Origin of the sequence: Streptomyces sp. NPDC007971, from assembly GCF_042958635.1 — a bacterium.
Taxonomy (GTDB): domain Bacteria; phylum Actinomycetota; class Actinomycetes; order Streptomycetales; family Streptomycetaceae; genus Streptomyces.
The window spans coordinates 249,237-263,397 of the sequence record NZ_JBIBJK010000004.1 but is presented as its reverse complement, the minus strand read 5'-3'; the positions used below and the strand labels follow the sequence as shown (position 1 = coordinate 263,397).

12 protein-coding genes are annotated in these 14,161 nt (G+C 72.4%); 8 read left to right on the top strand and 4 right to left on the bottom strand.

The genetic code is table 11. The features are described from left to right. Positions 1-94: 94 nt before the first annotated feature. Together ACFZCP_RS10315 and ACFZCP_RS10310 are read left to right on the top strand one after the other, a co-directional pair. Positions 95-1,336 (top strand): SAV2148 family HEPN domain-containing protein, encoded by a 1,242-nt coding sequence (locus ACFZCP_RS10315; protein ID WP_391426201.1) that lies wholly within the window; start codon positions 95-97, stop codon positions 1,334-1,336. A 102-nt stretch (positions 1,337-1,438) separates the two neighbouring features. After that, on the top strand, positions 1,439-2,170 hold the full coding sequence (locus ACFZCP_RS10310; RefSeq protein WP_362684682.1) for a 3'-5' exonuclease: 732 nt from the start codon (positions 1,439-1,441) through the stop codon (positions 2,168-2,170). A 9-nt stretch (positions 2,171-2,179) separates the two neighbouring features. Here the strand turns inward: ACFZCP_RS10310 and ACFZCP_RS10305 are convergent, their stop codons facing one another. Together ACFZCP_RS10305 and ACFZCP_RS10300 are read right to left on the bottom strand one after the other, a co-directional pair. Continuing rightward, entirely contained in the window at positions 2,180-2,677 is a 498-nt protein-coding gene (locus tag ACFZCP_RS10305; protein WP_391425858.1) for a YbaK/EbsC family protein, read from the bottom strand. Continuing rightward, positions 2,647-3,633 (bottom strand): EamA family transporter, encoded by a 987-nt coding sequence (locus tag ACFZCP_RS10300; protein WP_391425855.1) that lies wholly within the window; start codon positions 3,631-3,633, stop codon positions 2,647-2,649. The genes ACFZCP_RS10305 and ACFZCP_RS10300 overlap by 31 nt, the downstream gene beginning before the upstream one ends. A gap of 93 nt (positions 3,634-3,726) precedes the next feature. Here ACFZCP_RS10300 and ACFZCP_RS10295 point away from each other — a divergent pair, with 93 nt between their 5' ends. Next, positions 3,727-4,635 (top strand): LysR substrate-binding domain-containing protein, encoded by a 909-nt coding sequence (locus tag ACFZCP_RS10295; RefSeq protein ID WP_391425853.1) that lies wholly within the window; start codon positions 3,727-3,729, stop codon positions 4,633-4,635. Positions 4,636-4,948: 313 nt separating this feature from the next. Here the strand turns inward: ACFZCP_RS10295 and ACFZCP_RS10290 are convergent, their stop codons facing one another. Next, entirely contained in the window at positions 4,949-5,812 is an 864-nt protein-coding gene (locus ACFZCP_RS10290) for a phosphotransferase (protein WP_391425852.1), read from the bottom strand. 123 nt (positions 5,813-5,935) lie between these two features. Between ACFZCP_RS10290 and ACFZCP_RS10285 the strand changes: the two genes are divergently transcribed. The 4 genes from ACFZCP_RS10285 (at position 5,936) to mgt (ending at position 10,337) form a co-directional block, all read left to right on the top strand. Then, the gene (locus tag ACFZCP_RS10285) at positions 5,936-6,907 is read left to right on the top strand and encodes an ABC transporter permease subunit (RefSeq protein WP_391425850.1); all 972 of its coding nucleotides are present in this window, start codon (positions 5,936-5,938) and stop codon (positions 6,905-6,907) included. After that, on the top strand, positions 6,904-7,737 hold the full coding sequence (locus tag ACFZCP_RS10280; RefSeq protein WP_391425848.1) for an ABC transporter permease subunit: 834 nt from the start codon (positions 6,904-6,906) through the stop codon (positions 7,735-7,737). The genes ACFZCP_RS10285 and ACFZCP_RS10280 overlap by 4 nt, the downstream gene beginning before the upstream one ends. Continuing rightward, positions 7,737-9,017, top strand: a complete 1,281-nt coding sequence (locus ACFZCP_RS10275) for an extracellular solute-binding protein (RefSeq protein ID WP_391425846.1) — start codon at positions 7,737-7,739, stop codon at positions 9,015-9,017. Before ACFZCP_RS10280 ends, ACFZCP_RS10275 begins: the two co-directional genes overlap by 1 nt. A 105-nt stretch (positions 9,018-9,122) precedes the next feature. Continuing rightward, positions 9,123-10,337: a macrolide-inactivating glycosyltransferase gene (gene mgt / locus ACFZCP_RS10270; protein ID WP_391425845.1), complete on the top strand. Its 1,215-nt coding sequence runs from the start codon at positions 9,123-9,125 to the stop codon at positions 10,335-10,337. 437 nt (positions 10,338-10,774) lie between these two features. Here the strand turns inward: mgt and ACFZCP_RS10265 are convergent, their stop codons facing one another. Continuing rightward, complete coding sequence (locus ACFZCP_RS10265) at positions 10,775-13,024, bottom strand: MMPL family transporter (protein ID WP_391425843.1); 2,250 nt, start codon at positions 13,022-13,024, stop codon at positions 10,775-10,777. A 435-nt stretch (positions 13,025-13,459) separates the two neighbouring features. On the opposite strand from ACFZCP_RS10265, the gene ACFZCP_RS10260 reads away from it, so the two are divergent. Then, positions 13,460-14,011 carry a DUF1697 domain-containing protein gene (locus ACFZCP_RS10260; protein ID WP_391425842.1) on the top strand — a complete coding sequence of 184 codons (552 nt, stop codon included), beginning with the start codon at positions 13,460-13,462 and terminating at the stop codon, positions 14,009-14,011. Positions 14,012-14,161: the final 150 nt, after the last annotated feature.

Genomic DNA, 14,161 nt, shown 5'->3' with positions numbered 1-14,161 from the left:
CTGTCCATCCGGCTGCACCGCCGACCGCTCCCGGAGTACCCTTCCTTGATCGTTGAGACGGGGAAGGCCCGGGGTGGCGGAAGGCGGTGCACGGGTGGGCTCGGGAGGCCTGGAGCTGCCCCCTGGTGACGAGGGTCACGAGGGGAGCTCCGCAGACGTCCCGCCCGGTGCGGTGTCCCTGGCCCGCCCGATGGACGCGGCGGGGTCCATCGGGCCGGAGCTGGACTGGGACGCCGACGCCTGGCTCGAGGTGCGCACCCGCGCCCAGCGGGCGGGCCGGGCGTACATCTGGCTGAACCTCGTCGAACAGCGGCTGCGCGCGGTCGTGGCCGCTGTACTGCGCCCCATCTACGAACCCGTCCACGGCGACGAGTGGGTGGTGGCCGCGGCCGGACCCGCCGGGCAGGAGTGGGTCCAGCGCGCCGTCGCGGTGCGCGAGGTCAGCCGCCGCAAGGGCTATCTGCTCGACCCGGCCGACGACAACGTGCTCAGCTTCCTCACCCTCCCCCAGCTGCGCGAGCTGGTGGTGCAGCACTGGCCGTGCTTCGAGCCGTACTTCGACGAGCGCCGCGACCTCGAACTCGCCCTGGACGAGCTGGAGGTCACCCGCAACGTCGTCTCCCGCAACCGGGCCCTGTCCGAGGCCGTCCTGAACCAGGCCGAACGGGCCTCGGCCCGGCTGCTGGAGACGCTCGGGGCGGGCGGTGACGTGCCCTCCGCGCGCCGGCTGCCCATCGACGCGGTCGAGGACCTGGTCGGCGACCGGTACGCGGACGTGGTGGCGGTCCATGCCGACCGGGTGCGGCTGATGCGCCAGTTCCCGGCCGAGGACCTGTTCGCCGGCGCCCGGCGCCTCGACGCGATCGGCATCGGCCTCAACCTGCTCGTGCAGAACTTCTCCGGACGGCGCCTGGTCCGGCTCGCCGAGTCCGGCTGCCGGGTACGGCTGCTCTTCCTCAACCCGGCCTCCAGCGCGGTCAAACGCCGCGAGCGCGAACTCGGGATGAAACGGGGCGAACTGGGCCGGTCGGTCGAGATGAACATCCTGCACATGCGCCGGGTGCGGTCCCGGCTGCGCGACCCCGGCGCCTTCGAGATCCAGGTCTACGACGAGACGCCCCGCTTCACCGCCTACCTGGTGGACGGAGACGGCTCCGACGGCATCGCCGTGGTGCAGTCCTATCTGCGCGGCGCGCGCGGGATGGAGTCGCCGGTGCTGGTGCTGCGCAACGGAAGCAAGCTGGTCAAGTCGGACGACGTGGGTGAAGCGGGACTCTTCCCGATATACCGCGAGGAATTCGAGCTGTCCTGGGCGGATTCGCGCCCGGTGTCCTGAACAGTCCGCCCCGGCAAGCGGAACGCGGTCATCGCATTGTCAGTGCCGCGTGCGAGGGTGGAGGCCACTGGGGGAAAGCACCACCAAGAAGGGGGGCCGCCCATGGGCTGGCACCGGGAGCTGCTGATCGGCTTCGACCTGGAGACGACCGGGACCGATCCGCGTGAGGCGCGCATCGTCACCGGCGCGGTGATCGAGGTCAGGGACGGTGAGCCCTTGGGGCGCCGGGAATGGCTGGCGGATCCGGGCGTGGAGATCCCGGCCGACGCGGTGGCCGTCCACGGCATCAGCAACGAACGCGCGGCGGCCGAGGGCCGTCCGGCCGACGAGGTGGCCGACGCCATCGCCGACGTCCTCGTCTCCTACTGGCGCACGGGAGTGCCGGTCGTCGCCTACAACGCGGCCTTCGACCTCACGCTGCTCTCCGCCGAACTGCACCGCCACGGCCTGCCGTCCCTGGCCGACCGGCTCGGCGGCCCGGACCCGGCGCCGGTCGTCGACCCGTACACCATCGACCGCCGGGTCGACCGCTACCGCCGCGGCAAGCGGAATCTGGAGGCGGTCTGCGCCGAGTACGGCATAGTCCTCGACGCGGCGCACAACGCCTCGGCCGATGCCCTCGCCGCGGCCCGTCTCGCCTCCGCGATAGCCGACCGCCACCCGAAGGTCGCGTCCCTGTCCCCGGCGGAGCTGCACCGCCGCCAGATCCAGTGGTACGCCGAGTGGGCGGCGGACTTCCAGGCGTTCCTGCGCCGCAAGGGGGACGCGACGGCGGTGGTCGAGGGCGTGTGGCCGCTGCGTGAGCCGGCGGACCTGGCGGACGAGAAGGTCTGAGCCGGGCGGTCACGCCGGCGCGGGGCTCGCGATGCCGGCCACCCGCGGGCAGGCGAGCCTTGCGTAGTCGGCGCCGGTCAGACACAGCGAGCGGTCCAGGCGGGCGGCGTTGAAGTACAGCAGCGGCCGGGCGACGACATCCGGGTCGGCGACGAGTTCGAGCCCGGGATCGAAGCTGAACGGCAGCACGGTGCCGGGCACCGAGCGGGCGAGCCGCTCCGCGGTCCCGGCGTCGCAGAAACCGACGTACCGCGCCTCGAACAGTGCGCGCACCGCGTCCAGATCCACCCTCCGGTCCCCGGGGACGACCGCGAGGACGTGGCGTGTGGTGCGGCGGTCGACCTTGACCCGCAGCACGATGCACTTCGCGGCCTGCTCCACGGGATGGCCGCGCAGCGCGCTGACGGTCTCGGTGGCGCCCTCGGGTGCGTGGTCGATGAGGCGGTAGCCGACGCCCGAGGCGTCGAGCAGGGAGATCAGGTGCTGGTAAGTGTCGTGGTCGGGCACGGGGGTTCGTCTCCGTTTCTCTCAAGGGGCCCGGCGGGCGCGAAGGTCCCGGCGGTGCCGGTGTCCCTGGGGCCGGCGGCGCTGCGGTGGGCGCGTTCCACGGCCTGGCCCCAGTACGTGCCGGCGACCATCAGGGCAGCGCCCAGGGCGGTCAGCGGGGTGAGGCGTTCGCCGCCGAGGACGATGCCCACCGCCGCGGCCCAGACGGGCTCGGTGCCCAGCAGCAGGCTGGCCCGGCTGGCCGAGGTGCGCTGCACGGCCCAGGTCTGGGCGAGGAAGGCGAACACGCTGCAGAACAGGGCGAGATAGGCCAGCTGTGCCCAGGTCGCCGTACCGGCTCGGGCCAGTTCCGAAAGGCCGCGGGCGGCGGGTGCGAGGAACAGCCCCGTGCCGACCAGGGTCTGCACCGCCGTCAGGTGCAGCGGGCGGACCGCCCGGCCCGCGGTCAGCCGGCCGACGAGGGCCACGTGCACCGCGCGGACGCAGGCCGCGGCCAGCATCAGCAGGTCCCCGGAGCGCGGCGCGTGGAAGCCGTCCGCGGACATGAGCAGACCCACGGCCAGGACGCACGTCCCGGCCGCGGCGAAGAAGGCGGGAGGCGGACCGCCCCGGCGGCCGCCGCGGTCGAGGAGCGGGGTGAGCACGATGGTGAGGCTGATGATCAGACCCGCGTTGGCGGCCGTGGTGTGGGCGACGCCGTAGGTCTCCACGACCAGGACCACGGCCTGGGTGACCCCGAGCGGCAGACCCGTCCGGATCTCGTCCCGGGTCCACCCGCGCGGTCCGCCCCGGGCGGCGACGAGAGCGAGGCATGGGAGGGCGGCAAGGGCGTAGCGCGCGAACAGGACGAGGAGGACGGGCAGGGCGGCCGCGGCCGTCTGGGCGGACAGATAACTGGAACCCCAGACCAGCGCGACCAGGAGGAGTACCGCGTCGGTACGGCGGGCGTCGGTCACCCGCCCACCGTGCACCCCCGGGTGTCTGAAGCCCAGAACCAGTTTCTTAAACGATCTTTTAGCCGGCCTTCATCGTCGTCCTACACTGGCGGCATGGACGAACGCCAGCTGCGGATTCTGCGGGAGCTGGGCGAGCTGGGCAGCGTCACCGCCGTCGCCGAGGCGCTGCTGGTCACGCCGTCGGCGATCTCGCAGCAGCTGCGGCTGCTGCAGCGCTCGATCCCGGTGCCGCTCACCGAACGGCATGGGCGGCGCCTGGTGCTCACGGATGCCGGGCAGGCGCTGGCGGACGCGGCCGTCGGGGTGGAGTCGGCGCTGGCCCGGGCCCGGCACGCGGTCGAGGAGTTCGTCGGCAGGCCGGACGGCGAGGTGTCGGTGGCCGCCTTCCACAGCGCAGGCTCGGCGTTCTTCCCGCTCCTGCTGCGCGGCCTGTCCGGGCCGGACGCACCGACGGTGGCGCTCGCCGACGAGGACGTACCGCAGGAGGACTTCCCGCGGCTGACCAGCACCTACGACCTCGTGCTCGCCCACCGCCTGGACCACGCACCGCCGTGGCCGCGCGCGGTGACCGTGACCACCCTGCTGCACGAACCCCTCGACGTGGCGATGCCGGCCGGGCATCCGCTCGCCGTCAAGCAGCGGGTGACGCCGCGGGACGTGGCCGACCAGCCGTGGATCACCGTGCACGACGGGTTCCCGGTCATGGCCACCGTCGAGGCCATCGCCGCGGCGGCCGGCAGACGGCTCCGTCTGGCCCATCGCATCAACGAGTTCGCGGTGGTCGCCGAGGCCGTCGCCGCCGGGGGCGGGATCGCCCTGATGCCGCGCTTCACCGTGCGCCGGCATCCCGCACTGGTCCTGCGACCGCTCAGCGGCGTCCGGGCGACTCGGCACATCGACGTCCTGTGCCGACCCGAGCGCACGGCGAGAAGGGCGGTCCGCACGGTCCTGGCGGAACTGGGGCGAGCGGCCCGGATCATCCACGGCGAGGCGACTGCCTGAGGGGCGCGGCGACCGCCTGAAGGGCAAGGTGACTGGCTGAGGGAGGGGGCGCCTGCCTGAGGGGCGAGGTGATTGCCTGAGGGAGGGGGCGACTGCCTGAGGGAGGGGGCGACTGCCTGAGGGGCGAGGTGGCTGCCTGGGGGTGAGCCTGTTGGCTGAGGGGCGCGGGCCGGGTGCGACATGCGGCCGAGCCGCGTGCGAGCGACCCGCCGCGCGCCCCCACGCACTCGCCTGCGCACGGCGCACCCCGCCCGCTTCAGCGGGCGCTTCGGCAGGCGTTCGGGCGGCGACTCACAGCCGCTCGGGCGGGCGTTCAGAACGGGTACCACCGCACCGTCTCGTCCCCCTCCCGCAGGGACGCCACCCGGCGCTCGAACTCGGCCAGCGCCCTGGGGTTGGCGGGGGCGTGCTGGGCCACCCAGGCACAGCTGGCCGTCTCGCGGGCGCCGCGCAGCACCGAGCAGCCCTCCCACTCCCGCACGTCCCAGCCGTAGGCCTCGGTGAAGGAGCCGTACGCCTCGGCCGGCAGGCCGTAGCGGTCGTGGGAGAGGGCCATGACCACCAGGTCGTGCTCGCGCAGGTCGGCGGAGAAGGTCTCCAGGTCGACCAGGACCGGGCCCTCGGGGCCGATGTGCACATTGCGGGGCAGCGCGTCCCCGTGGATCGGGCCCGGCGCCAGATGCGGCGTCAGCGCGGCCGCGGCCGTGGCGAAGCCGTCCCGGCGCTCGCGCAGATAGGCCGCGTCCGCCGGGTCGATCGCGTCACCCGCGAGCCGCAGCCAGCGCTCCACACCGCCCAGCAGCTCGCGGGGCGGGAGGGAGAAGGGGGGAGAGGGGAGCGCGTGCACGATCCGTAGCAGCTGCGCCAGATCCCGGGGTTCGGCAGGCCGTACCGGCTCGGGCAGCCGGTGCCACACGGTCACCGGGTGCCCCTCGACCAGCAGCGGCTTCGGTTCGGCCGCCCGCACCGCCGGCACGCCCGCCCCGGCCAGCCAGCCGGCGATGTCCAGCTCCCGACGGGCCCGCTCCAGCAGTTCCGCGTCGCGGCCCACCTTGACCACCAGGTCGCCGGCGGCGAACACCGCGTTCTCACCGAGGGCGAGGAGCCGCGCGTCCCGCGCCGCGTCCGGCAGTACCCCCGCCGCGGCCAGTACGTCCCGCGCCCGCGCCTCGTCCATCGTCCGCCTCCGTGCCACTCGTGCCGCGCCGTGCCGTGTCTGTCCGGCCTCCGGCCAGTCTTGCATTCGCACAGGTCGGAGGGCGTGCACGGCCCCTTGACGAGACTTCACTCCGTCACGACCATGAACACGCCAACCAGATCCGGCAAAGGGGCTGATTCCGTGGCATCGGTGGCCGAAACCAGACGACCGGCCGGACGTGCCGCCGGACGGGCGGCAGGGCGCGCCGCCGGTCACGGCGGCTGGTTCCTGGTCCTGCCCGCCCTGATCCCGATCCTCGTCCTGAGCGTGGGCCCGCTGCTCTACGGCATCCTGCTGGCCTTCACCGACGCCCAGTCCGGCCGGACCGCGGCCACCCGCTGGATCGGTGCCCTCAACTTCCGGGACCTGCTGCACGACACGCTGTTCTGGGAGTCGTTCCGGATCGGGCTGGTGTGGGCGGCCGGTGTGACCGTGCCCCAGTTCCTGCTCGCCCTCGGCCTCGCCCTCCTGCTCGACCAGGAGTTACGGCTGCGCGGGCTCGCCCGCGCCCTCTCGATCCTCCCGTGGGCCATGCCCGAGGTCGTCGTCGGCATCATGTGGCGGCTCGTCTACGCCCCGGACGCGGGCGTCCTCAACGAGACCCTGCGCGACCTGGGCCTCGGCGACGGACGGGACTGGCTGAGCGGCCTGGGCACCGCACTGCCCGCCGTCATCGTCGTCGGCGTCTGGGCGGGCCTGCCGCAGACCACGGTCGCCCTGCTCGCCGGGCTGCAGAACACCCCGCGCGAACTGCACGAGGCGGCCGCGGTGGACGGCGCAGGCGCCTGGCGCCGCTTTTGCACGGTCACCTGGCCCGCCCTGCGGCCCGTGGCCCTCGCGATCACCGCGCTCCAGCTGATCTGGAACGTCAACTCCTTCGCCCTGGTGTACGTGCTCACGAACGGCGGGCCCGGCGGAAAGACCCGGCTGCCCATGCTGTTCGCCTACGAGGAGGCCTTCCGCTACGGGCAGTTCGGCTATGCGGCGGCGATGGGATGCGTGCTGGTCGCGGTGGTCTCGGTCCTGCTCGCGGTGTTCCTGGCCGGTCGGCTGCGGGGCGGTGAGGAGGCATGAGGACCCGCCCCGCGGCACGCGCCGGCCAGTACGCCGCCCTGCTCGCCTACGTCGTCTTCCTGGCGTTCCCGTTCCTGTGGCTGCTGTCCACCGCCTTCAAGCCGCCCCGCGAACTGGGCACCCTCCATCCCACCTGGATCCCGCGCCACCCCACCCTGGACAACTTCCGGCGGGCCTTCGACGAGCAGCCGCTGCTGCACGCCGCGCTCAACTCCCTGCTCGCAGCGCTCGCGGCAGCCGTCGTCGCCGTCCTGCTCGCGACGCCGATGGCGTACGTCATGGCACGGCACCGGTCCTGGCCGTCCCGGGCGGCGACCGGATGGGTCGTGGCCAGCCAGGCGTTCCCGTTCGTACTGGTGATCATCCCGCTGTTCCTGGTGCTGAAGCACCTGCGGGCGATCGACTCCCTGGCGGGGCTGGTCATGGTCTACGTGGTGTGGGCGCTGCCGTTCGCGCTGTGGATGCTCGTGGGCCACGTCCGGGCCGTGCCCGCCGAACTGGAGGAGGCAGCGGCCGTCGACGGGGCCGGGCGGCTGCGGACCCTGGTGTCGGTGACGGCGCCGCTGCTCGCGCCCGGGATCGCGGCGACGGCGCTGTTCGCCTTCGTCACCGCGTGGAACGAGTTCTTCTTCGCGCTGGTGCTGCTCAAGAGCCCCGGCAAGCAGACCCTGCCGGTGGTCCTCACCCACTTCGTCGGCGCGGAGGGCGTCGCCGACCTCGGCCCGCTGGCCGCGGCGGCGTTCCTCGCCACGCTGCCCTCCCTGCTCGTGTTCGCGCTCGTCCAGCGGCGGACGACGGGCGGACTGCTCGCCGGGGCGGTGAAGAGCTGATGCAGACCAGGGCCGTCACGGCAGCCGTCGTCCTCCTCCTGCTCCTCGCGGGCTGCTCGCCGGGCAGTGGCCGGCACGGCGGCCCGATCACCCTGCGCTTCCAGTCCCTGGCCTGGCAGCAGGAGTCCGTCGCCGCCAACCGGCAACTCGTGAAGGAGTGGAACGCCACCCACCCGGACGTCAGGGTCGAGTACGTCCAGGGCAGTTGGGACAGCGTCCACGACCAACTGCTCACCTCCTTCGAGGGCGGCGAGGCACCCGACATCATCCACGACGCCTCCGACGACCTCGCCGACTTCGCCTACGGCGGCTACCTCGCGGACCTCACCGGCCTGCTGTCCGCCCGGCTCCGGTCCGGCATCCCACGGCGCAGCTGGCGGACGACGGCCTTCGGGCACGGGATCTACGGCGTGCCCTTCCTTCAGGAGCCCCGCGTGCTGGTCGCCAACTCCGCCTGGCTGCGGACGGCGGGAGTGCGCACACCGACGCCCGGACACCCCTGGAGCTGGGCCGAGTTCCGGCGGATCACCGAGCGGCTCGGCGGCCACGGAAGGTACGGCGTGGCCTGGCCGCTGAAGGAACCCGTTTCCGCCACCCTCGACCTCGGGCTGTCGGCGGGCGGGCAGCTCTTCCACCGGGGCGCCGGCGGCAGGGTGACCGTCCGCTTCGAGGACGGTGACGCGGTCGTGCCCCGCACCATCCACGACCAGATCGCCACCGCCCGCAGTGCCCCCGTCTCGACGCTGGGCAGCGGCGGCTCGGACACGCTGCCCGGCTTCTTCGGCGGCCGGTACGCGATGGTGCCCCTCGGCTTCTCCTACCGCCAGCAGATCGTGCAGCAGGCCCCGAGGGGCTTCGCATGGGAGGTGCTCCCCGCGCCCGCGGGCTCCGGCGGACTCGCTCAGGGCGTCAGCCCGCAGACCCTGTCCATCGCCGCCGACTGCCCGCACAAGAAGGAGGCCGCCGCGTTCGTCGACTTCCTGCTGCGGCCGCGGAACATGGTCCGCCTCGCCCTCGGCGACTGGATGCTGCCCACCGGCACCCAGGCCCTGAAGGACCCCGCCCTGCACACCGCCGAGAACGGCTGGGCCGTCGGCACCGCCCTGGCGGCCCACCTCCGACCGGCGCCCGCCCAGTCCGTGCGCGGCTATCCGGAGTGGAAGGACAAGGTCGCCGCCCCGGCCTTCCAGGAGTACTACAGCGGTTCCATCGGCCTCTCCGGCCTGCGCAGACGCCTGGAGACGGACGGGAACCTGGTGTTGGCGAGGTACCAGCGGTGAGATCGTGCGAGGTGCCAGCGGTGAGTTGTGCGAGATACCAGCGGTGATCGTGCGCGCCGTAAATTCAATTGAGCGAGACGACCCGTCTCGTCTAGCTTCTGGGGCATGACTTCTCGACGTAGTCCCGCCCACATCGCCATGTTCTCCATCGCCGCCCACGGCCATGTGAACCCCAGCCTCGAGGTGATCCGTGAACTCGTCGCCCGGGGCCACCGGGTCACCTACGCCATCCCGCCGGCCTTCGCCGAGAAGGTGGCCGTGACCGGCGCCCTGCCCGTGCCCTACACCAGCACACTGCCCGGGCCCGACGCCGACCCCGAGGCCTGGGGATCCACCCTCCTGGACAACGTGGAGCCCTTCCTGGCCGACGCGATCCAGGCCCTTCCGCAGCTGATCCAGGCCTACACCGGTGACGAGCCCGACCTCGTCCTGCACGACATCGCCTCCTACCCGGCCCGCGTCCTCGCGCACCGCTGGGGCGTCCCGGCCGTCTCCCTCTCGCCGAACCTCGTCGCCTGGGACGGCTACGAGAAGGAGGTCGCCGAGCCCCTGTGGGCCGAGCCGAAGAAGACCGAACGCGGGCAGGCCTACTACGCCCGCTTCGAGGCCTGGCTGCAGGAGAACGGGATCACCCGGCACCCGGACGACTTCGCGGGCCGGCCCGCCCGTTCCCTCGTGCTCATCCCGAAGGCGCTCCAGCCGCACGCCGACCGGGTCGACGAGCGGGTCCACACCTTCGTCGGCGCCTGCCAGGGCGACCGCGCCGAACAGGGCGACTGGCAGCGGCCGGCCGGCGCCGAGAAGGTGGTCCTGGTCTCCCTCGGCTCGGCCTTCACCAAACAGCCCGGCTTCTACCGCGAGTGCCTGCGTGCCTTCCAGGACCTGCCCGGCTGGCACCTGGTCCTGCAGATCGGCCGGCATGTGGACCCCGCCGAGCTGGGCGAGGTACCCGGCAACGCCGAAGTGCACAGCTGGGTGCCGCAGTTGGCCGTCCTGCGCCAGGCCGACCTGTTCGTCACGCACGCCGGTGCGGGCGGCAGCCAGGAAGGGCTGGCCACCGCCACGCCGATGATCGCCGTACCGCAGGCCGCCGACCAGTTCGGCAACGCCGATGTGCTCCAGTCCCTCGGTGTCGCCCGGAACCTGCCCACCGAGGAGGCCACCGCCGACCGTCTGCGCGAAGCCGCCCTCACCCTGACCGGCGACCCGGAGGTGGCCCGGCGCCTGGAGGAGATCCGGGCGGGGATGGCCGAGGAGGGCGGCACCCGCCGGGCGGCCGACCTGATCGAGGCGGAACTCCCGGCAGGCCTCCGCCCCTAGGCCCGCTTCGCCCGGATCTCCGCCGGGGTGCGCAGAAGGCGGCCATGGAGGGGCCTGATGGTCGATCGGCTGGAGAAGGTGCTGCCCCCAGGGCCGCGCTTCCCTGCCCGACTGCGCTTCAGGGCCAATGGCGAGGACGTGACCGAGCAGGCGGTGGGCCTGGGCGCGGCCCGGATCCGTCGCGTACCCCGGTCCGGCAAAGAGGGCCCGTCGGTCCCCATCCGGGAACCAACGGGCCCTGTCTCCCGCGCGGAATCACACCTGCGGAATCGGAACCGTGCCATCAGAAATCCGGAAACTGAATTCTGGAAGCAGGACTCCGGCAGAGGAACCCCCGCAGAGGAACTCCGGCAGAGGAACCCCAGCCGAGGAACTCCGGCAGCGGAACTCCGGCATCAGAGCCGCGGATGCAGACGCCTGGAAGGAGGTGCGCCCTCTCAGACGCCGAGCCGCTCGCCCTCGCCGCGCACCGGGGCCGGTGCGACCGGTTCCGGCGACTCGTCGTGGGTGAGGTCCGGCAGCCGGTGCAGCCACTTCGGCAGGTACCAGTTGCGCTCGCCGAGCAGCGCCATCACGGCCGGCAGCAGCACTCCGCGGATGACCGTCGCGTCGATGAGGACCGCGGCGGCCAGGCCCACGCCCATCTGCTTCATGGACTGCATGGACAGCGTCCCGAAGATCGCGAACACGGCGACCATGATGACGGCGGCACTGGTGACGACACCGGCCGTGGTGACCACACCGTGCTGGATGGCGTCCCGCGTCGTACGGCCGCGCATCCGCGCCTCGCGGATCCGGGAGACCACGAACACGTGGTAGTCCATGGACAGGCCGAACAGGATCACGAAGAGGAACAGCGGCAGCCAGGTGACGATCGCGCCGACGCCCTCGGCCCCCACCAGCGAGGCCCCCCAGCCGTGCTGGAAGACGGCGACGAGGATGCCGTAGGCGGCGCCCACCGAGAGCAGGTTGAGCACGATCGAGGTGATCGCCACGGTCAGCGAGCGGAACGACAGCAGCATCAGCAGGAAGGCGAAGGCGACCACGAAGGCGAAGACCGGGACGACGGAGCCGAGCAGCTGGTCGTTGAAGTCGTGGTTGCCCGCGACCTGTCCGGCGATCGGTGCCTGGACGCCCTCGACCTTGCCGAGGGTGGCCGGCCGGACCCGGTCGCGCAGCGTGTCGAGGCTCTTGACGGCCTTGTCCATGTCGGAGCCGCCGACCAGGGGCACGGAGACCACGGCGACGTTCCGGTCGGCGTGCAGCTTGATGTCGACCGGGCCGCGCGAGGCGCCCGAGGAGATCGCCTGCGCACGGAAGTCCGACAGTGCCCTGCGCACCTCGGGCGCGTTGATGTCCTTGGCCTTGACCACCACCTGGGCCGGCTCGGAGCCGCCCGGGAACGCCTCGTTCATCCGGTCGTAGGTCTGCACCATCGGCAGGGAGTTGCCGAACTCCTGGTCCAGCGTGAGCTGCTGCGTCTTCATGCCCAGCGCGGGCGCGGCCACCGCCAGCAGTGCACCGACCGCGACGACCACGGAGACCAGCGGCCTGGCCAGCACGCCCCGCAGCACGGCGGTCCAGAACCGGCTCCCGCTGTCCGGGCCGCGCCGCTTGGTGCGGTTCAGGAACGGGACCCGCCCCTTCTCGACCCGCTCGCCGAGCAGCGACAGCAGCGCGGGCAGCACCGTCACCGACCCGACCATGGCGACGGCCACCACCATCATCGAGGCCAGGCCCATCGCCTCGAAGCCGGCCAGACCGGTGAAGAGCATGCCCGCCATCGCCACGCACACCGTGACACCGGAGACGATGACCGCACGGCCGCTGGTGGCGGCGGCGATCCGCAGCGCGGTGCCCGGATCCCGCCCGGCGAGCCGCTCCTCGCGCTCGCGGCGCAGATAGAACAGGCAGTAGTCGACGCCGACCGCCATGCCGACCAGCAGCATCACGGAGTTGGCGGTGTCGCTCATCGGCTGCAGATGGCTGACGACGCCCATCAGGCCCATCGTCGCCATGATCGCGGTGATCGCCAGACCGACCGGAAGCAGTGCGGCCACCAGCGCGCCGAAGGCGATCAGCAGGATGCCGAGGGCCACCGGCACCGCCGAGTACTCGGCCTGCTTGAAGTCGTCCCCGAAGGCGTCCTTGTACTGCTTGGTCATGCTGGCGCCGCCGATCTCCTCGATCCGCAGCGAACCATGCGCCTTCTGCGCCCCGGCCACGGCGTCGATCACCGGCTGGACCCTGTCGTAGGCGGTGTCCGCGTCGCCGCGCATGTCGAACTGCACCAGCGCGCTGCGGCCGTCCCGGGAGATGGCGTGACTGTCGTAGGGCGACGTCACACCCGTGACCCTGCCCGTCCCCCGGACGGCCTTGACGACGTCGGCGACGGCGGCACGGAACTCACCGCTCGTGGCCTTCGCGGAGCCGTCGCCGGACTGGATCAGGACGGTCTCCGCGGCCGGCTCCTTGATGCCCGCGTCGTCGATGATCCGCGCCGCGGTGTGCGTCTCACCCTTGAGCTGGTCGTTCTCGTCCACGTTGACCCGGCCGGCGGCCGAACCGAGTCCCAGGGCGAGAGCGACGAACAGCACCCATATGCCGACGGCCGCCCAGCGATGCCGGGCGCTCCAGCCGCCGGCGCGCGCGGCCAGGCCCCGCGTCCGCACGTCCGTGTTCCCCATGACGGGCCATCCCCCTCGTGTGCGGTGACGGCCCCCAGCCGCCACGTCTTCGCTTGCTCGCTTCGACGGTATGGGCCGGATAAACGCGTCTCCTCGTGCTGCCCGGTGAAGTACGGCGGTCCCGGCTCACCGCGAAGGAGGACGGCGGGCCCTTACATCTATCGGTGGTTCTCGGGGATGCTTCTCGGGGATGGTGTCCGACAGCGCGGGCCGGGGCGGCAGATGGGATGGCGGGCCGGGGCGGCAGATGGGATGTCCGATCCGCCGACAGAGATCCACTTTGTGATTACGAAAGGTTGTTGAACAAATCACAGCTGCGTGTAGGAGTTGATCCAGGCCCTTCCGATCCGCCAGAGTTTCGCGCAACCCGGCTCGCCCGGGTACGGCCGTCGTGCCCGCCCCCACGGGGCACGACGGCCGTTCTAGGGTGGCCGGATGACGAGCTATGCGGCGCTGTTGCGCGGAATCAACGTGGGCGGCAGCAGGAAACTCCCGATGGCCGACCTGCGCACACTCATGACAGAGCTCGGCCACGAGGGTGTGCGCACCCATCTGCAGAGCGGCCAGGCTGTCTTCGCCACCGACCGCGGCGACCAGGAGTCCCTGGCCGCCGAGCTGTCCCGGGCGATCGAGGAGCGGTTCGGCTTCCCGGTCGACGTGCTCGTGCGCGAGCACGCCTATCTGAAGGCGGTCGCCGACGCCTGCCCGTTCCCCGCCGCCGACCTCGCGCCCAAGCAGCTGCACGTCACCTACTTCTCCGCGCCCGTCACCCCGGAGCGTTTCGCGGAGATCGATCCCGGGACCCACCTCCCCGAGGAGTACCGCCTCGGCGACCGCTGCCTGTACCTGTACGCCCCCGAGGGCCTCGGCCGCTCCAGGCTTGCCGAGGTCCTGTCCCGGCCGCGCATCACCAAGGGCGTCATCGCCACCACCCGGAACTGGAACACCGTCCTCAAACTGGTGGAGTTGACCGCTCCCGAGGGATGACGGGAGCGGCGTGCCGGCGTCGCGGACGAGGGTGCGACGCTCCCTCCGGTTCCCGGAGGCACCGGTTTCCCGGAGACCTCGATTCCCAAAGGGCCGGTTCCCCGAGGACACCGGTTCCCCGAGGACGCCGGTTCCCGGGAACCCGAAGTG